General features: G+C 65.0%; 14 protein-coding genes and 1 pseudogene. 8 read left to right on the forward strand and 7 right to left on the reverse strand.

The features are described from left to right. The first annotated feature begins 58 nt into the window (after positions 1–58). From cobU to AADX97_RS14445, 4 genes are read left to right on the forward strand one after another with little or no spacing between them, the layout of a single operon-like run. Positions 59–631, forward strand: a complete 573-nt coding sequence (gene cobU, locus AADX97_RS14430) for a bifunctional adenosylcobinamide kinase/adenosylcobinamide-phosphate guanylyltransferase (protein WP_374234031.1) — start codon at positions 59–61, stop codon at positions 629–631. Further along, positions 628–1,683: a nicotinate-nucleotide--dimethylbenzimidazole phosphoribosyltransferase gene (gene cobT, locus AADX97_RS14435; RefSeq protein ID WP_374234032.1), complete on the forward strand. Its 1,056-nt coding sequence runs from the start codon at positions 628–630 to the stop codon at positions 1,681–1,683. The genes cobU and cobT overlap by 4 nt, the downstream gene beginning before the upstream one ends. Continuing rightward, positions 1,683–2,264, forward strand: a complete 582-nt coding sequence (locus AADX97_RS14440; protein ID WP_374234033.1) for a histidine phosphatase family protein — start codon at positions 1,683–1,685, stop codon at positions 2,262–2,264. The genes cobT and AADX97_RS14440 overlap by 1 nt, the downstream gene beginning before the upstream one ends. Further along, positions 2,265–3,017 (forward strand): adenosylcobinamide-GDP ribazoletransferase, encoded by a 753-nt coding sequence (locus AADX97_RS14445; protein WP_374234034.1) that lies wholly within the window; start codon positions 2,265–2,267, stop codon positions 3,015–3,017. 68 nt (positions 3,018–3,085) lie between these two features. On the opposite strand, the gene AADX97_RS14450 is transcribed toward AADX97_RS14445, so the two are convergent. From AADX97_RS14450 to AADX97_RS14465, 4 genes are read right to left on the reverse strand one after another with little or no spacing between them, the layout of a single operon-like run. Continuing rightward, entirely contained in the window at positions 3,086–4,558 is a 1,473-nt protein-coding gene (locus AADX97_RS14450; protein WP_374234035.1) for a DUF294 nucleotidyltransferase-like domain-containing protein, read from the reverse strand. An 18-nt stretch (positions 4,559–4,576) separates the two neighbouring features. Then, positions 4,577–4,948, reverse strand: coding sequence for a response regulator transcription factor (locus AADX97_RS14455; protein ID WP_213456541.1), 372 nt, complete (start codon positions 4,946–4,948; stop codon positions 4,577–4,579). Continuing rightward, on the reverse strand, positions 4,941–7,700 hold the full coding sequence (locus AADX97_RS14460) for an ATP-binding protein (protein WP_374234037.1): 2,760 nt from the start codon (positions 7,698–7,700) through the stop codon (positions 4,941–4,943). The genes AADX97_RS14455 and AADX97_RS14460 overlap by 8 nt, the downstream gene beginning before the upstream one ends. A gap of 20 nt (positions 7,701–7,720) precedes the next feature. After that, positions 7,721–7,921 (reverse strand): hypothetical protein, encoded by a 201-nt coding sequence (locus AADX97_RS14465; protein ID WP_374234038.1) that lies wholly within the window; start codon positions 7,919–7,921, stop codon positions 7,721–7,723. 61 nt (positions 7,922–7,982) lie between these two features. On the opposite strand from AADX97_RS14465, the pseudogene AADX97_RS14470 reads away from it, so the two are divergent. The 4 genes and pseudogenes from AADX97_RS14470 to AADX97_RS14485 form a co-directional block, all read left to right on the forward strand. Continuing rightward, a pseudogene (locus AADX97_RS14470) lies at positions 7,983–8,450 on the forward strand (histidine kinase dimerization/phospho-acceptor domain-containing protein); the annotation flags it as partial. A gap of 412 nt (positions 8,451–8,862) precedes the next feature. Next, on the forward strand, positions 8,863–10,941 hold the full coding sequence (locus AADX97_RS14475) for an EAL domain-containing protein (protein WP_374234039.1): 2,079 nt from the start codon (positions 8,863–8,865) through the stop codon (positions 10,939–10,941). Next, the gene (locus AADX97_RS14480) at positions 10,929–11,708 is read left to right on the forward strand and encodes a M15 family metallopeptidase (protein ID WP_374234040.1); all 780 of its coding nucleotides are present in this window, start codon (positions 10,929–10,931) and stop codon (positions 11,706–11,708) included. The genes AADX97_RS14475 and AADX97_RS14480 overlap by 13 nt, the downstream gene beginning before the upstream one ends. Positions 11,709–11,750: 42 nt before the next feature. Beyond that, entirely contained in the window at positions 11,751–12,518 is a 768-nt protein-coding gene (locus tag AADX97_RS14485) for an alpha/beta hydrolase (protein WP_374234042.1), read from the forward strand. A gap of 163 nt (positions 12,519–12,681) precedes the next feature. On the opposite strand, the gene AADX97_RS14490 is transcribed toward AADX97_RS14485, so the two are convergent. The 3 genes from AADX97_RS14490 to AADX97_RS14500 all read right to left on the reverse strand — a co-directional run bounded on the left by AADX97_RS14490 (position 12,682) and on the right by AADX97_RS14500 (position 18,908). Beyond that, positions 12,682–13,113: a PIN domain-containing protein gene (locus tag AADX97_RS14490; protein ID WP_374234043.1), complete on the reverse strand. Its 432-nt coding sequence runs from the start codon at positions 13,111–13,113 to the stop codon at positions 12,682–12,684. A gap of 646 nt (positions 13,114–13,759) precedes the next feature. Next, positions 13,760–16,288: a glycogen/starch/alpha-glucan phosphorylase gene (locus AADX97_RS14495; protein ID WP_374234045.1), complete on the reverse strand. Its 2,529-nt coding sequence runs from the start codon at positions 16,286–16,288 to the stop codon at positions 13,760–13,762. A 223-nt stretch (positions 16,289–16,511) separates the two neighbouring features. Further along, positions 16,512–18,908 carry a phosphoketolase gene (locus tag AADX97_RS14500; protein WP_374234047.1) on the reverse strand — a complete coding sequence of 799 codons (2,397 nt, stop codon included), beginning with the start codon at positions 18,906–18,908 and terminating at the stop codon, positions 16,512–16,514. Positions 18,909–19,102 lie beyond the last annotated feature (194 nt).

Genomic DNA, 19,102 nt, shown 5'->3' on the forward strand with positions numbered 1-19,102 from the left:
GCCGGCGCGGCCAAGCCATCCAACACATGATGCATACTGCACGGGGCGCGGTTTAAGCATGGATGACCGGTCCGGACCTTGCTGCAACGGGGGCGAGGGTGATGCCGGCGCACGCACCCTGATCTTGGGGGGCGTGCGTTCGGGCAAGAGCCGATTGGCCGAGCGTCTGGCCATCGAAAGCGCACTGCCGGTCGTCTATGTGGCGACCGCCCGGGCGGGGGATGCCGAGATGACCCGGCGGATTGCCGGGCATCGCGAACGTCGCCCGCGCGACTGGGGGCTCGTCGAAGAACCGCTCTTGTTGGCCGAGGTGCTGGAGCGCGAATGTGCGCCCGATCGGTGCATCCTGGTCGACTGTCTTACACTCTGGTTGACGAACTGGCTTATGACAACGGATGAATCGGGTCTGCACGATCAGACCCGGGCACTGCTCGATGTCGTTTCACGGGCGCCCGGGCGCCTCATCATGGTCGGCAACGAGACAAGCATGGGCGTGGTCCCGCTCGGCGCGCTCTCGCGTCGGTTCTGCGACCTGGCCGGCGTGCTGCACCAGGATCTGGCTGCTCGCTGCGACCGGGTCATCCTGACCGTCGCCGGTCTGCCCCTCGTGCTCAAAGGAGAAGCGGCATGATTGAAGGTCTACGCTGGATCAGCCAACCCTGTCTACCGATCGATGCCATGGCCGCCGATGCGGCGCGGCGCCGGCAGGATCAGCTCACCAAACCGCGCGGCTCGCTGGGCCGACTCGAAGAGATCGCGATCCGGCTCGCCGGATTGCAGGGCACCCCCACCCCGTCGCCCGATCCGGTGCAGATCCTGCTGTTCGCGGCCGATCACGGGGTTGCGGCCGAGGGTGTCTCTGCCTTCCCGCAGGCCGTGACCAACCAGATGGTGCGCAACATCGCCGGTGGCGGTGCCGCGATCTCGGTGCTCGCCCGTGCACTGGATGCGCGCATGGAGATCACGGATCTCGGGACGGTCGAAGATCCGGGGCCGATCCCGAACATGCGCCCCGAGCGGATCGGTGCGGGGACCGGCAACATCGCGCGGGAGCCGGCCATGACCGACGAGCAACTCGCCGCAGCCATGAATGCCGGCCGCGCCGCGGCCGAGCGTGCGGTGGACAGCGGGGCGCGATTGTTGATATGCGGCGAGATGGGGATCGCCAACACCACCCCGGCGACGGCCTTGGCCTGTGCGCTGCTGGATCTGCCGGCCGGTGCGCTCGTCGGGCCCGGCACCGGGCTGGATGAGCCCGGGGTCGCGCGCAAGGCCGAGGTCATCAGCATGGCCCTGGCACGTCATGTCACACCCGATCGCACCCCGTTGGAGCTGATGGCTCGCCTCTCCGGTTTCGAGCTTGCCGCGATGGTCGGTGCCTTCATCACGGCCGCCCAGCGCGGACTCCCGGTGCTGGTCGACGGCTTCGTCGTAAGCGCATCGGCGCTCGCCGCCGTGCGCCTTCAGCCCGAGGTGCGCGATTGGCTGTTGTTCTCGCACGGCTCCGCGGAACCCGGACATCGGCGTATCACGGCCGCGTTGGATGCCGATCCGCTGCTCGATCTGGGCCTGCGACTCGGTGAAGCCAGCGGTGCCGCCGTCGCCGTGCCCCTGTTGCGCCTGGCCTGTACGCTGCATCAGCAGATGGCGACCTTCGGCGATGCCGGGGTGAGCGAGGCCTGATGCAGGACTGCTTCGTGGATTTGCTGCGTCACGGCGAGGCGCAGGGCGGCGCGCGCTTTCGGGGCGGACATGACGACCCGCTGAGTGCCGAAGGCTGGGATCAGATGACACGTGCGACCGCCGCGAATCCGGATTGGACGCGGGTCGTCTCCTCGCCGTCGCGGCGTTGCAGCGCGTTCGCGCAGCGCCTCGCCGAGCGCCACAAACTCCCCTTAGCGATCTTGCCCGGTCTGCGCGAGCGCGGCTTCGGTGCCTGGGAGGGACTGGCCGCTTACCAGATCCCGGCCGCAGAGCTGACCCGCTTCTGGGATGATCCGGTCGGCTACGCACCGCCCGGCGGCGAGCCGTTCGAGGTCTTTCGCGAGCGGGTCAGGGCGGTCTGGGGCCAGGTGTGCGATGCGGGTGAGCCCTTCACCCTGGCCGTCACCCACGGCGGCGTGATCCGGGTCGTTCTCGCCGAGGTGCTGCGGATGCCGCCCGAGGCATCGCTCCTCATCGAGGTCCCTCCGGCCTGTCTTTCCCGCCTGCGCGTGCCGGAGTCTCCTGGGCGACCCAGTCTCATGTGCCACGGGCCTCCCTGAGTGGACCTGCGTCCGCTCTGGCTTGCCGGACGTCTTCTGACGCGTCTGCCCTTTCCCGAGCCGAGCCCCTTCGAGCCCCGACTCTCGGGCCTGTCGGTGCCTTGGTATCCCGCGATCGGTGTGCTGTTGGGGGTGTTGATGGCCTTAGCCGCGACCCCGCTCGCGTCCGTGGATCCGGGCGTTGCTGCAGCCTTGGTCTTGATCCTCTGGGTCTGGTCCACCGGTGCGTTGCACTTGGACGGTCTGGCCGACAGCGCCGACGCCTGGGTCGGCGGGATCGCGAGCCGCGAGCGGACCCTGGAGATTATGAAGGACCCGCGCTGCGGACCCGCCGCGGTGACCGCGATCGGGCTTGTGCTGATCGCGAAATGGGCCGGGCTCCAGGCCCTGATTGCAAGCGGCTCCGCCTGGATCTTGCTCCTGATTCCGCTGCTGGCACGGGCGCAATTGCCGCTCTTGATGCTGACCACACCCTATGCCCGTGACCGGGGGATGGCCTCCGAGCAGATGGCGCAACTGCCGCGTCGCGCGGCTTGGGCGGCAACCCTGGTCGCGGGGATTGCCTGCGTCTCGATCGCCGGTTGGATCGGGTTCGCGCTCTGCGCAATGACCCTGGCCGTCTTTGGGCTGTCCCGCCGAACCATGATGCGCCGGATCGCCGGGTTCACCGGAGATACTGCCGGTGCCCTCGTCGAGATCACCGAGACGGTGCTCCTCCTCGCCGTCGTCTTCGCCGCAACCCTCATCGCGTAGGTTGTGCCGAGCGGTAGCGAGGCACAACCCACCATCGGCGGTGTTGTGCTTCCTATCGTCAGTACAACCTACAGGGCGAATTCCTGTTTCATCCGTGCCTGTAGCTTCTTGGCCTGCTTGAAGGCTTCCTTGAGCATCAATCGATGCAGCTCGTTGAGGTCGTCGGGATCGACACGGTTGACCGCCTCCGGGTCTTTGGTCGTGAGCTGTTGGTGGATGCGGAACCGCTGGATCAGGTGGAAGGACTCGATCTCGGCGGCGATCTCCTCCGGGTCGCGTCGTTTTGCAGCACCGGCGAGGCGCAGACGCTCGGCGGTGCTGGTTGCCCAGATGCTGTGCTTGAGTGCCCAAAGTCGGCCGGCGTCCATGAAGAAGCGTGCGCCCTGGGTCTTGAGATCGATGGTGTGCGGGAAGTCGCGGTTACGATCGAAGGCGAATTGCCCGGCCCAGCCGAGCGGCGGGGCGACGCCGAGTGCCTGCTCGGCGAGACAGTGGAAGAAGCGCGTCTGCTCGGGCGCGGTTCGGCTCAGCCAGTCGCGCAGCCGGTCGACCGGCTCGTCGTTGCCGTAGAGCGGGCGGAAATCGAAGAAGATGACCGCGTTGAGCAGGGCTTGGGGCTCGGGCTCGCGCAGCCAGGTTTGGAAGTGCTTACGCCACTCGTCCGCGCTCAGACACCAGTCGGGGTTGCCGGCCATGATGTTGCCGCGACAGCGCTCGAAGCCGCAGAAATGCAGCGCCTGGTTGACCGCTCGGGCGAACGGCAGGAAGGCCTGACGGACCGACTCGCTGCTGTCCGGGTCCGGCGGCACGAAGAGCAGTCCGTTGTCCTGATCGGTCGAGAAGGTCTGCTCCAGGCGACCCTCCGATCCGAAGGCCATCCAGCACCAGGGCACGGCGGGGAGATCGAACTCGTCCTCGATCAGCTCGATGACCCGCATGGCGATCAGGTCGTTGAGACCGGACATCCAGTAGCAGAGTGTCTCCACGCCCATCCCCGAGTGGAAGAGCTCCTCGCCGCGCCGCCGCACCCGATCGGCGGCGAGCGCCATGGCCTCGACGTCGCGAGCGGCCTTGATGGCGGCGATCAGGGTCTCCGCCCCGCCGGCGCGCAGCCCCAGCAGGTCGGCCTGGTTGACCAGACCGAAGAGACGCCCGTCATGCTCGGTCAGGAGCAGATGCTCGGCACCGCGCTTGGCCATCATGACCCGTGCGCGATGCGCGGGTGCGTCCGCGGTGAGCGTGAGTGGAGCGCCGATCATGTGGACGGCGACCGGATCGTCGAGCCCGCCGCCCTCGAAGCCGATCACATGCAGCATGTCGCGCAGTCGGATTAGGCCCAGCGGCAATCCGCTCGCCGGGTCGCAGACGACGGCGGCGTCCAGGTGATCCTGGCTGAAATGATAGAGGGTCTCGCGCAGGCTGGTCGCCGGGCCGACGATCAACGGCTGTCGCCGCGCCAAGCTGCGCAGCAGGCCTTGGTCGGTTCCACCGACGGCCACGAGATCAGACGCGTCGTTCACCGGGTGCTCGGTCTCGGACATGCGGTTGCTCCGTCGGCGTCAGGTGCGTTCGAGCAGTTCCTTGACCTTGTCGACCAGGTCACGGGTCGAGAAGGGTTTGGACATGTAGGCGTCGGCACCGAGGGCGAGGCCCTTGTTCTGCTCCGCCTCGCGCCCCTTTGCCGTCAGCATCAGGATCCGTGTTCCGGCCAGCCCGGGATCGGCGCGCACCGCTTCGAGGACGGCGAAGCCGTCGAGCTTGGGCATCATGACATCGAGCACCACTAGGTCCGGGCGATGCGTCCGCACGGCGGCCAGGCCGGCCTCGCCGTCGCGCGCCACGCGGACCTCGTGTCCCTCGCGCATCATCAGAAATTCGAGCGAGATGACGATATTGGGCTCGTCGTCGACGATCAGGATCCGCTTATTCATGGTCAGGCTCATGGTCAGGCCTTCGGTCCGTTGGGTTCCCCGGATGGGCGGGCAGCTCGAAGCAAAGGGTAGCACCTTTTCCGGGCGCGCCCTCCGCCCAGATGCGGCCGCCCAGATTGTCGATGATTCGACGGCTGATGGGCAAACCCAGTCCGGTCCCGCCGGGCTTAGAGCCGCCCCGCGCGGTTTGGTGAAACTTCTCGAAGACCAGCTCCAGGTCGCTTTCGGGGATGCCGTAGCCGTTGTCTTCGACACAGACCCGCCAGGCCGCGTCGGCGGGCGAGAGTCCGATCCAGACCTCGCCCGATCCGGTCGGAGCGAACTTGGCGGCGTTGGACAGGAGGTTCACCAGCACTTGTACGATGCGGTCGCGATCGCCCCAGACCATAGCGGATTCGCCGGGCAGCTCGAGATGGACGCGGCAGCCGCGCTCCTCGACATATTGCTCGGTGGCCGACACGGCTTGGTGGATGACGGTCTGAAGCTCCACCACCTCGGTGCGCCAATCGGCGTGGCCGGACTCGATCTTGGCGAGGTCGAGCACCTGGTTCACCAGGCGCGAGAGCCGCTCGGTCTCGCTGACCAGGATGCCGAGGAAGCGGCGCCGTTGCTCGAAGTCGATGTCGGGGTCGTCGAACAGGATCTCGGAGAAGGCCCGAATGGAGGCGAGCGGGGTACGCAGCTCGTGGGTAACCGAGGAGATGAAGTCGTCCTTCATGCGGTCCAGATCCTGGAGCCGGATGTTGGCCGCGCGCAGCTCCTCGGTCGCGGTTTCCAACGCCTGCGACTTCTGCTCGAGCTGGCGGCTGTAGGCGCGAATCTGGGATGCCTCGTCGAGGATGTTTAGGACCTCGTCGAGCCCGAGCGGCTCCTCGTCGGTGACCGAGGCGACCATCACCCGGGCCGAGGCGCCGCCGATCGCCCCCGAGAGCAGCGTCTCGGCGAAGTAGACCGTCTCCGCATCGGCCGGAAGTGCCTCGGGCGTGTCCAGTCCGCGCAAGTGCGCGTATTGCGTGAAGGCCGCGCGGGTACGGGCCGATCCGAGGAAGCGCTCGGCCAGTCTCATCAGCTCCGTAATCTCCGCACTCCCGCGCCATAGAGGCGCGCTCGCGAGCGCGGTGCGTCGCGAGGCATCGACGAAGATCCCGGCCTGGGATGCCTCCGCCGCATTGGGTGCGCGCAGCGAGGAGACGAAGAGAAAGGCGCCGATATTGGCGGTTAGGCTCCAGAAAAGACCGTGCGTGATCTCGTTCCAGCCGGTGAGGCCGAACAGCGCCATCGGGGCCAGGAGGTCGAATCCGCCGAGGCCTGATTCCATGAATGCCGGCGGGAGCCAACCGGACTTGACGAAGGAGGGCAGGAGCAGCGTGTAGATCCAGAGCAAAAAACCTGCGGACAAGCCCGCAAGTGCCCCCTCGCGCGTCCCGCCGCGCCAATAGAGCCCCCCGATCACGGCGGGCGCGAACTGTGCGACGGCGACGAAGCTGATCAATCCGATACCGACCAAGGCATAGGCCTCGCCGGCCAGCCAGTAGTAGAGGAAACCGAGCAGCAGGATGACGACGATGGCGCCGCGCCGGATGGTCAGCAGCAGACGTCCAAGGTCCGCGGCTGGCGGACGGCGGCGCCAGCGGCGCAGCAGTGCCGGCAGGACCAGATCGTTGCTGACCATGGTCGAGAGTGCGATGGTCTCGACGATGACCATCCCGGTCGCGGCCGAGAGCCCGCCGATATAGACCAGGAGCGCGAGCCAGGGCTGCTCGAAGGCGATCGGCAGGGTCAACATGAAGGTGTCGGCGTTGACCGTCCTGTCCGGGAAGGTCAGGAGCCCCGCGATGGCGATCGGCACCACGAAGAGGTTGATGAGCAGCAGGTAGAGCGGAAACAGCCAGATCGCGCGGCGCAGATGGCGCTCGTCGCTGTTCTCCACGACAGCAACCTGGAACTGGCGCGGCAGCAGAATGACGGCCAGACCGGCCAGCAGGGAGATGGCAAACCAGTCGGCGAAGGGCGAGATGCTCGGCTCGAGCAACGGAAGCAGCAGCGGGCTGTCCTCGATCGGCGGCAACGCCGGCCCGCCCAGGCCGAGGAGGCCGAAGGTAATGAAGAGTCCCATCGCGAGAAAGGCGACGAGCTTGACGATGGATTCGAAGGCGATGGCCGCGACGAGTCCTTCATGGCGCTCGCTCGCATCCAGATGACGGGTGCCGAACAGGATGGTGAAGGCGGCAAGCAGCAGCGCGACCACGAAGGCGGTATCGCCCCAGAAGGGTCCGTCGCCGTGCACCGGCATCCGCACCTCCGGATAATGCGAGAGGATCGTGAAGCTCCAGGCGATCGCCTTGAGCTGCAGCGCGATATAGGGAACCACGCCGATGACGGCGATGATGGTCACCAGGCCGCCGAGAAGTTGACTCTTGCCGTAACGTGAGGCGATGAAATCGGCGATGGAGGTGATGCGCTCGGCCTTGCTGACCCGCACCATCTTGAGCAGGAGCGAGCCCCACAGGAGCACCATCAGGGTGGGGCCCAAATAGATGGGCAGGAATCCCAGCCCATTCTCGGTGGCGCGTCCGACGCTGCCGTAGAAGGTCCAGGCGGTGCAATAGACGGCGAGCGAGAGGGCATAGATCGTCGGGCGCGCGATGACCGAACGGCCCTGCTCGGCACGCCGATCGGCCCAGTAGGCGACCGCGAAGAGGAGTCCCAGGTAGGCGAACGAGATCCCGATAATCAGCGGGCCGTTGATCATTGCGCCGGTTCTCGCGCGGATCAATCGCGTGTGCGCGAAACGATCCAGGCCGCGACGGCGATCAACCCGGCCCAGGTCACGAAGAGATAAATCAACAGCACAGGCGCCCCGAGCCAGCGGCCGAGCCTCTCGAACTGCATGACTAGCGGCGAGAACAGCAGTAGCATCCCGGCCAGGAAGAGCAGCAGCAGGCGTTGTCGCAGCAAGGTTGCACGGGGCATAGGCCGGTGACCGGATGAGGTTCGGGCATGTTTGGGCATGTTTGGGCAGTATAGTGGGCGAATGCCGGGTCGTCTGGTCCGGCTTGCCTCGAATCGATGTCCTAATTTGGAGCAGGCCGGAACGCCCGTTGGACGCAAAGATGTGTCGATCGCCGAGCTGCGCTGCATCGAACGGGTGAGCACCGACGCAGGCGACGTGCTCACCGGCACCTTTCATGACATCACCGAACGCAAGCGGGCGCGGGCGGAGCTGGAGCAGCACCGCCATCACCTCAGCGAGCTGGTCGATGCCCGTACGGCTGAGCTGGCGCAGGCCAAGGAAGACGCCGAGGCCGCCAACCGTGCCAAGAGCGCCTTCCTGGCCAACATGAGCCATGAGATCCGCACCCCGCTCAACGCCGTCATCGGGTTTTCCCAGATCCTGGCGCACGACCCGACCCTGGCCCCGCGCCAGCTCGAGCAGATCGACACCATCGCACGCAGCGGCGAGCACCTGCTGGGCCTGATCAACGACATTCTTGACCTTTCCAAGATCGAGGCCGATTGTCTGCCCATCAACCCGCTGGACTTCAACCTGCACGCACTGCTGGACGACCTAGCGGAGTTGTTTGCCCTGCGCGCCCGGGCCAAGGGTCTGCACCCCAAGATGGCGCGCCACCCCCATCTGCCCGCGATGGTCCACGGCGACGAGGGCAAGTTGCGCCAAGTGCTCATCAACCTGCTGGGCAACGCGGTGAAGTTCACCCGGGTCGGCACGGTCACGCTGCGCGCCGGCCCGAGCTGGCCCGCCGCCATGGCGGGGCACGACAGCGGCCTGGCCGGGGCCGCCGCGCTGTGGTTCGAGGTGCAGGACACCGGCCCAGGCGGTCCAGGCATCAACAGAAGCGGACGCGAACGGCTGGCAACTGCCCTCCGGCACCCCGGCGCCGCGCCTGCTCGTGGTGGACGATCTGCCCGACAACCGCCGCCTGCTTGCCGACGTCCTCGGTTCGGTCGGGTTCGAGATCACCGAGGCCGGCGACGGCGCCGAGGCCGTGAACCGGTTCGGGCAGCGGCCCGTGGACCTGGTGCTGATGGACATGCGCATGCCGGTCATGGACGGCTACGAGGTCTGCCGCCGGCTCAAGGCCATGCCCGGGCTGGCCGAGGTGCCGGTGATCTTCATCAGCGCCCTGGCCGAGACCGACATTAAGGTGCGTGCCTTTGCCTCGGGCGGGGTCGATTATGTGACCAAGCCGTTCCAAGAGGCCGAGGTGCTGGCCCGGGTCGGCACCCATCTGGCGCTGCAAGCGATGCGCCGCGCCAACGCCATTCAGCAAGCTGAGCTGGAGCGGTGCACCTCCGACCTGCTGCGGGGCGACCAGCTCATCGTGGAGATCGGCCAGCGCCTGGCCCGGTCCCTGCGCGACCGGCAGTACCTTGCCCACATCGGCGGCGACGAGTTTGCAGTGATCCTGACCCCGCTCGACAATCCCGACGCCTTTGCGGCGCCGGTGCGACGCATGCTGCAGGCGGTGGCCGAGCCGCTGAGTCTCGAAGACCACAAGCTGCAGTTGACCGCCAGCATCGGGGTGGCTGTGTTTCCGCAGGCCGCCGACGGCATGGAGGCCGAACAAGTGCTGCGCCAGTCCGACCAAGCGATGTATCTCGCCAAGCTCACCGGCAAGAACCGCTACCACCTGTTCGACCCGCTCAAGGACGAGTCCACACGCGAGCGCTTCATCCGCATCGAGGAGGTGCGACAGGGCCTGACCGCGGGCGAGATGCGCCTGCACTACCAGCCCAAGGTGTGGCTGGCCACCGGCCAAGTGGCCGGCTTCGAGGCCCTGATCCGCTGGCAGCACCCGCAGCGCGGGCTGGTGCCGCCGGGCCAGTTCATCCCGCTGCTGGAGCGGCACCCGCTGGCCGTCACGCTGGGCGACTGGGTCATCGAAACGGCCCTGTCCCAGCTGGCGGCCTGGAACGCCCGGGGCATCTGCACCTGCGTGGGCGTCAATGTGGACGCCCTGCAACTCGCCGACCCCGACTTCGTCCCCCGGCTGGCGCGCCAGCTCGCGGCGCAGCCCGGCGTGGCCCCGGCCCAGCTTGACCTGGAGATTCTGGAAACCAGTGCGCTCGACAACATGGCCGAAGAGGCGGCGCTGATCGCCCGGGTGCAGCGCATGGGGGTGACCTGCTCGCTCGACGACTTCGGCACCGGCTATTCTTCGCTGACCTTTCTCAAGCAGCTCGCGGCCCAGACCATCAAGATCGACCAGAGCTTCGTGCGCGGCATGCTCGACGACAGCGAGCACGCCAGCATCGTCAACAGCGTGCTGGGGCTGGCCCGCAGCTTCGACCGCCAAACCCTGGCGGAGGGGGTGGAGACCGAGCACCAAGGCCGGATGCTGCTGGAGCTTGGCTGTGATCTGGCCCAGGGCTACGCCATCGCACGGCCCATGCCCGCAGCCGAGATGCCGGCGTGGCTGGCCCAGTGGCAGGTTCCGCCGAGCTGGCTGCACATCACCCCGCTGGAGCCCGGCGACGTGCCCCTGCTGTTGGCCGAGGTGGAGCATCATGCTTGGATGAAGGCCATGCGCCAATACCTCGCCGCCGCCGGGCGCGCAGGCCTGCAACTTCGGTGTCTGGTTAGCCAAGCCCGGCACGCAACGCCGCTACAACACGAAGGCGGAGCTCGGTGCGGTGGAGGGTCACCATTACGCCTCGCATCAGGAAGGGGCCGCGCTGCTCGGCATCGTGCAGGCGCTGAGGGCGCGCTCGTCCGCGACCCTGGTCAACGAGGCCGACCCGGTGGCCGGTCACCCCGAGGTGCAGCAAGGCTGGTCAAGGCTCGAGGCCCACAGCGCGGCGCTGGTGCAGGCGCTCAAAGGCCTGCGCCAGCGCCGCAGCGACATGTCCGGCGTCGAGAATCCTCGCTGAGCACGCCCCTTCGCGGGGCCTGCCTCGCCCCCGCGCCATCGCGCGGAGTACCCGTTGATCGAAACAAGCTCTACTGGAGGATGACTGAATGCGCGGGGTAATTTTTCAATTTTTGATCAAGGGTTTGCTGCCGGCGACATTCGGGGCTTGGATGTCGTGCTCGGTGATTGCAGAGTCGTCGCTGCTCGTTGAGGCCGACTTGGTCGACATCCGCGATGTGGTTCCCGATGTCGTGCTCGATATCCGCTATGCCACGGAGCACAACTTCGTCGGTCGCCCGATCGAGGGCTACGAGGCGCCGCTCTGTCTCTTGACCCACCGGGCGGCAGCGGCCTTGGCCGGGGTGCAGGCGACCCTGCGCGAGCTGAACCTGTCACTGAAGATCTACGACTGCTATCGGCCGCAGCGCGCCGTCGACCGGTTCGTTGCCTGGGCCGCGGATCTCGACGACCAGCGCATGAAGGTCGAATTTTATCCGAATGTCGAGAAGGCCAGCCTGTTCGACGACGGTTATATCGCGGCGCGCTCCGGACATTCGCGAGGCAGTACGGTCGATCTGACCATCGTTCCCGTGCCGACGCCCGATCAACCGGCGTTCGATCCCGCCGCCCCCGGGCGTTCGTGCGAAAACCCGGCCTCGGAGCGTTTCGCGGACAACAGCGTCGACATGGGCACGGGTTTCGATTGCTTCAGTCCGCTCTCACATACGTTGAACCCGGCCATCACGGGTGATGCGATGGCGAATCGGCTGTTGCTGAAAACCTCCATGCGCGAGCAGGGTTTTCGCAACCTCGCCGAGGAGTGGTGGCATTACACGCTGGTAGACGAGCCCTATCCCGACACTTATTTCGATGTCCCCGTGCGATAAGGAGCGAGCATGTTGCGATCCATGACACCGAGCATGACACCGATGACCGAATCAAGGATCGGCGAGCGAGCCCTTTCGTTCGTGCCGCTGAGCTGCTGCTTCGCGATTCTCTTGTGGGGACTGGCGGGGGGATCCGCGCTTGCCGAAGATACATCCGCCGAGGCCGCGTTCCCGGATGAAGTTGACTGGCCCGAGATGGACCTCGAGGCCCGTATCGCAGCGGTGAGTGACGGCGAGCTTCGGTTTGTCGAGCCGGAGCGTGCCGCCGAGACCCATCGGCATGTCAATCGGATCCGCATCGGGGCAGAGAGTCTGCGCGAGGGATGGATTGAGCTGACCCAGTGTCACGAGCATCTCGACGCGGTCCGCGCGGCGCAGATCCTCTTCAACGCCGAGCGGATTCGCGGCTTGGAGGTGGTCAGTGCGCAGGGGATCGGGCGTGCCTGGGTGGAGGGTCCTTCGGTCCAGCTCACGGACATCACGCCCGAGGCGAGGCTGTGTATTCGCGCCGAGAGCCGAGCCCTGTTCGCCCTCGGCGACGGACGTTACCGGCTGCGCAACGGGCCTTATATGCGCCGCTTTCTCGACGGCTACTACCCCATGCAGGTGGCCTTGGACGTCTCTTACCCGGCCGATCGGCTCACACTGGTGCAACACCAACCGGTCACGCAACCCGGATTCGAGGTGCGTGCCGAATCCGGGCATATCGCGGTCGATGCCGCCTTCGAAGGGCGGCTCTTCACCTGCTTGGATTTCTGCGAGACCGGCTCTTCTGACTGCGAGCTGGCGGTCAGCGACTGCTCGCCGTAAAGGCCGTCAGGCCCATCGGCTGCGGCGAGCCGGCTCGGTTCGGCAGCCCTTCCGACATGAAGGTGGTTTCTGTGAAAGGATCTACCGGCCTGTAGGGCGAATGAATTCGCCCCTACAGGTCTGCCGGGAATGCGCAGTCGGGATGCTTATTCCCGGAAATTACCTAAGGTTGTTGTTCAATGAAATGAATGAACTCTTCGGGTGCGTGAACGGTGACAAATGGATGGTCGAAATCGTCACCGTTGAGCGTCACGAGGTAGTCCACTCCGCTCAGGCGTGCGCTCTCGAGGGTGAGGGCATCGTCGAGATATCGCCAGTCGAGGCCGATGGCACCGTCGATGACTCCTGCATCGACCGGAGCGATCGCCAGGATGGCACAGACGCGCTGGATCTCCGATCGTGCCCGGGCCGCGCCTAGTTTGCGTGCGAGCTCGTTATGGAGTGGGTCGATGGCTGTGGCGCAGACATAGCCTTGAATACGTCCCCCGGCCGCGAGGGAGAGGATGGCGTTGGATGCATTGTCCGTTTCCTGCTCGTTGTCGAGTGCGTCCATCAAGACCGTGATATCGACGAGTGTCTTGGGTGTTGCGGTCATCGCCTTGCTCCTTGCGTTGTTGGTGTTTCGGATCCTTGGGTTGCGAATCATGCGCCCTTGTCGGCGGCGCACGGGATGACCTACCGCGCAGGCACATCCGACGCTGCCGCAGCGATGTCGGCAGAGTGCCGTGTTCTCGGGAATCGATCGGCCGAGGTGTGTTCCGATCGGGTTGCCGGTCGGGGTGAAGCGGGGGATGAGCACGGACGTGTCTTGGGGCGGCGCCGGTTGTGATACGGCAAGACGTCTGTCTCGCCGAGATGCATTCCATGCGGCACATCGGTGACCTTGTTGATCGTCTCCATGATCTCGGCTCGTCGTCATGACTCGGGTTGTACGTGTCGCAGACAGTATGCGGAGGTGTCCGAATCATTGCTATCGGCGAATCCGGCTGTTCCGACTTTTTTTGTCCTGGATCAACTAAACCGCGTCCAGGGCGAGATGCTCATCGTCGAGTGAGCTCGCCGTTTGGTGCATCCACGGCCCTTCGCGGGGACGCGGTTTAACATTATATTTTTCTTAATATTTTAAACCGCGCCGGCGCCAACGGTCATCAAGTCTGCCGGGGCCGATCCCATCCAAAAACATCGCATACCGCGCTGGGCGCGGTGTAGAGATGTCATGTCCTCGGCGTGAAGGATAAGGATTAGGCACCGATTGGCTTCGGCACGATGTTCCAAATCCGCTCTGCGTACTCGCGGATCGATCGGTCCGAGGAAAACCGGCCCATCCGCGCGACGTTTAGGATCGACATGCGGTCCCACTCCGCGGGCCGGTCGTAGAACTCGCTGATCCTGTCCTGGCATTCCAGATAGGCGCGATAGTCGGCCAGCACCATGAAGGGATCCCGATGGATCAGGTGATCCGTCAAGGGGCGGAAGAGGTTGGTGTCGCCGTGGGAAAAGAGCCCCGAGACGATGAGGTCGATGTCCGATTTCAGCTCGTGATCGCCGTGGTAATAGTCCCATGGCCGGTAGCCCTCGGCCTGCTTGCGACGGACCTCATCGGCGGTCATCCCGAACAGGAAGAAGTTCTCCGCGCCGACCTCTTCGCGGATCTCGACATTGGCGCCGTCGAGCGTGCCGACCGTGAGCGCGCCGTTCATCGAGAATTTCATGTTGCCGGTTCCCGACGCCTCCTTGCCGGCGAGCGAGATCTGCTCGGAGAGGTCCGCGGCCGGATACAGTCGCTGACCGTTCTTGACGTTGAAGTCGGGCATGAAGGCGACGCGGATGTAACCATTGACCTGCGGGTCGTTGTTGATCACCTCGGCGACCGAGTTGATCAGCTTGATCATCAGCTTGGCCATGTAATAACCGGGGGCCGCCTTGCCGCCGAAGATGAAGGCGCGCGGGACCATGCCGAGATTCGGGCTCTGCTTCAGGCGCTGATAGACGCGGATGATATGCAGGACGTTCAGATGCTGGCGCTTGTACTCGTGCAGGCGCTTGGCCTGGATGTCGAACATCATGGTCTGCGGATCAAGGAGCACCCCGGCATGGTGCTCGAGCCAGACCGCCAGATCGCGCTTGGCGGCGGTCTTGACCTCGCGCCAACGCGCTTGGAGTCCGGGGTCATCGGCGTGTATCTCAAGATCGTGCAGACACTCGAGATCCCGGATCCAGCGGTCATGGCCGCATACCTCGGTGATCAGATTTGCCAGACGCGGGTTGCTCACCACGATGAAGCGCCGCGGCGTCACACCGTTGGTGACGTTGTGAAAGCGCTCCGGGGCCATTTCGTAGAAGTCTTTGAACAGGGTCGTCTTGATCAGCTCCGAATGCAGCGCGGCGACCCCATTGACGGCACGGCTGCCGACCACGGCCAAGTGGGCCATCCGGACCCGCCGTCCACCCGTCTCGTCGATCAGCGACATGCGCGCGACACGCTCCTCGTCGCCGAGGAAACGCACTCGCACCTCGTCGAGGAAACGTTTGTTGATCTCGTAGATGATCTCCAGATGGCGAGGCAGCAACCGCTCGAAGAGGCCGACCGACCAAGTCTCCAAGGCTTCTGGCAACAGGGTATGGTTGGTGTAGCAGAAGGTCTCGCGGGTGATGGGCCAGGCGTTGTCCCAGGTCATCTCGTGCTCGTCCATGAGCAGGCGCATCAGCTCGGCCACGGCGATTGCCGGATGGGTGTCGTTGAGCTGGGCGACGAACTTCTCGTGGAAGGTCTCGAGGGGGCCGACGGTGTTCAGGTGCAACCGGATCATGTCCTGGATCGAGCAGGATACGAAGAAGTACTGTTGCTTGAGGCGCAACTCCTTGCCGGCCTCGGGCTCGTCGTTCGGGTAGAGGACCTTCGAGATGGTCTCTGCCTCGATCTTGGCGTGGACCGCACCGTAATAGTCCCCGCCATTGAAGATCTGGAAGTCGAACGATTCGGGTGCCTCCGCTTTCCACAGCCGCAGCAGATTCACGTTGTCGACCCCGTAACCCAGGACCGGGGTGTCGAAGGCGACCCCGCTGATGACCATGCTCGGAATCCAGCGAACCCGCGGGCGTTGCGCATGATCGCGATAGCGCTCGGTGTGGCCGCCGTACATGACGGGAAAGCTGATCTTGGGCCGCGGGATCTCCCAGGGGTTGCCGTTGCGCAGCCAGGTGTCACTGCGCTCGATCTGCCAGCCGTCCTCGATGATTTGATCGAAGATCCCGAACTCGTAGCGGATCCCGTAGCCGATCGCCGGGATCTGAACCGTCGCCAGCGAATCCATGTAGCAGGCGGCGAGGCGACCGAGCCCGCCGTTGCCCAGACCAGGCTCCTCCTCCTCCTCCAGGATGGCTTTGAAGTCGAGGTCCAATTCCTCGCCCGCGTCCCGGGCGACCTCCGAGATCCCGAGATTCACCAGATTGTTGGCCAGATGCGGTCCGAGCAGATACTCGGCCGAGAGATAACAGACGGTGCGTGCCCGCGACGTCTTGTAGACCTGGGCGGACTTCACCCAGCGATCCAGCATGCGATCGCGCACCGTGTAGGCAGCGGCCATATAGAGGTCGTGGGAGGTGGCGACCTCGCGGAAACGCCCCTGAACATAGAAGAGGTTGTCGATGTAGGCCTGCTTCAGAGACGCCTTCGACATGCCCGTGCGGGTATGCTCGTGAGTCTTGGTCGGCGTCTCGGTCTGGGTTTCGGCCGGGGCATCGGAGTCGTGGGCGACTGCTGTGTTCATGGTGGCGTCTCGTCGGCAGTGCAGCGTTTCGGACTTAAACCGCGCCCGGCGCGGTATGCGATGTTTTTGGATGGGATCGGCCCCGGCAGACTTGACGACCGCCGGAGCTGGCGCGGTTTAAGGTATTAAAAAATATATTATTTTAAACCGCGTCCCCGCCAAGGGCTGTGGATGCACCAAACGTCGAATTACTCGAAAGTTAGCATTTCGCTCTGGACGCGGTTTAGAAGGGCCAGATCCAGTCATCGACATCGGGCTTGTCGATGCCATGCTCGTGTGCGTAGTTTCTGCAGTCGATCTGCATGTCGCGCAGCTTCTCCTTCACGTGCGCACCCGCGACCTGCAGACGCGGGACCCGGTTGATGACGTCGATGGCCAAGCTGAAGCGGTCGATCTCGTTTTCGATGGCGAGCTCCAGCGGCGTGTTGATATTGCCCTTTTCCTTGTAGCCGCGCACGTGCAGGTTCGTGTGATTGGTGCGGCGATAGGCGAGGCGATGGATCAACCAGGGATAGCCGTGGAAGTTGAAGATCACCGGCCGATCTTTGGTGAAGAGGCTGTCGAAGTCGGCGTCGGAGAGGCCGTGTGGATGCTCACCCGCGGGTTGCATGCGAAAGAGGTCCACGACATTGATGAAGCGCAGTCGGAGGTCCGGAAAGTGCTCGCGCAACAGGGCGGTGGCGGCCAGGGCCTCCTTGGTCGGGATGTCCCCGCAGCCGACCATGACGGCGTCGGGCTCGACACCCTGGTCATTGCTCGCCCAATCCCAGATGCCGATGCCCTTGGTGCAGTGCTTGATGGCGGCATCCATGTCCAGGTATTGGAGATGGTTCTGCTTGTCGGCCACGATCACATTGATGTCGTCGCGGCTTTGTAGGCAATGGTCGACTGTCGAGAGCAGGGTGTTCACGTCCGGGGGCAGATAGATGCGGGTGACCTCCGGATTCTTGTTGACTACGACATCCAGGAAACCGGGGTCCTGATGCGTGAAACCGTTGTGATCTTGCCGCCAGACGGTCGAGGTGATCAGAAGGTTCAAGGAGGAGATGCGCGCGCGCCACGGAATCTCCTCGCAGATCGCGAGCCACTTGGCGTGTTGGTTGTACATGCTGTCGATGACATGGACGAAGGCCTCGTAAGTCGCGAAGAAGCCGTGCCGGCCGGTCAGGACATAGCCCTCGTACCAGCCCTCCAGGGTGTGCTCGGAGAGCATCTCGAGGACGCGACCGTCCGGAGAGAGCTCACCGCCTTGCGCGTCCTCTTCCTTGTATTCGCAGAGCCAGAGCTTCTTGGACACCTCGTAAATCGCGTCGAGCTTGTTCGAGGTGTTCTCGTCCGGGCCGAACACACGGAAATTGTCCATGTTTTTTGCCATGACGTCGCGCAGCAGGGCGCCCGTCGGCTTGGTGTTCATGGCGCGGATCTTCCCCGGCTCGGCGACGTGAAGGGCATAGTCGCGGAAATCCGGCATGCGCAAGGCGCGGCGTAATAGACCGCCGTTGGCGTGCGGGTTCGCACTCATGCGCAGCGTTCCCTCGGGGGCAAGTGCGCGCAGCTCCGGGATCAGCCTGCCCGCGTCGTCGAACAGCTCCTCGGGTCTGTAGCTGCGCATCCAGTCTTCGAGCTGCTTGAGATGCGCTGGGTTGTCGTGCATGCCCGACAGCGGCACCTGATGGGCACGCCAGAAGCCCTCGACCTTCTTGCCGTCGACCTCTGCGGGGCCGGTCCAGCCCTTGGGCGTGCGCAGCACGATCATCGGCCAATGGCAGCGCATTGCCTTGCCGCTCGTGCGGGCCTCCTGCTGAAATGCGCGGATCCGCGCGAGACAGGCATCCAGGGTGGCCGCCATGGTTTGATGCATCGTCATGGGGTCGTCGCCCTCGACGAAGTAGGGCGTCCAGCCGTAGCCGCGCATCAGCTCGGCAAGCTCCTCGCGCGGAATGCGTGCGAGCAGGGTCGGGTTGTTGATCTTGTAGCCGTTCAGATGGAGGATCGGCAGCACCGCGCCGTCGCGGATGGGGTTGAGAAACTTGCTCGAATGCCAGGAGGTCGCGAGCGGGCCGGTTTCGGCCTCGCCGTCGCCGACCGCCACGGCGACCAAAAGGTCTGGATTGTCGAAGGCGGCGCCGAAGGCATGCGAGATCGAGTAACCCAGCTCGCCGCCCTCGTGAATGGAGCCCGGCGTCTCGGGCGTGCAGTGCGAGCCGATGCCGCCCGGGAAGGAGAACTGCTTGAAGAAGGCGCGCATGCCTTCTTCATCCTCGCTCTTGTTGGGGTAGATCTCGGAGTAGGCGCCCTCCAGATACACGGGGGCCAGCACGCCCGGCGCGCCGTGGCCCGGACCGGCGAGAAAGATCGCCTCCTGTGCATGCTCCCGGATGATGCGGTTGAGGTGGACATACATGAAGGAGAGGCCGGGGCTCGCGCCCCAATGACCGAGCAGGCGTTTCTTCAGATGGCCCTCGGCGAGCGGCTCGCGCAGCAGCGGGTTGTCCCGCAGATAGATCATGCCCGCGGCGAGGTAGTTGCAGGCGCGCCAGTAGGCATCGATCTTGGTCAGAAGCTCCGGGGACAGCGGATTGGCGTGGATCTCGGTCGTGGAGAGGCTGCTTGTCGTCATGTGGTTCTCCGTGTGTCCGTCGTCGGTCGTGCCAGCATAGTAAAAGACTCGGATGAACGCGAGGTGACGGGGTGCGATGGAGCCTCGGTGAACGACGGTTGCAGCGGCGCGATCCCTGCGGAACGCGCAGCGGAGGACATCGAGCGGACGGCAATTCACTGAAGGCAATCGAGTTTTACGGTTTCATTGCGCTT

The sequence above is a fragment of the Thiocapsa sp. C2-2m genome, assembly GCF_041903745.1.
Classification (GTDB): Bacteria; Pseudomonadota; Gammaproteobacteria; order Chromatiales; family Chromatiaceae; genus Thiocapsa; species Thiocapsa roseilacustris.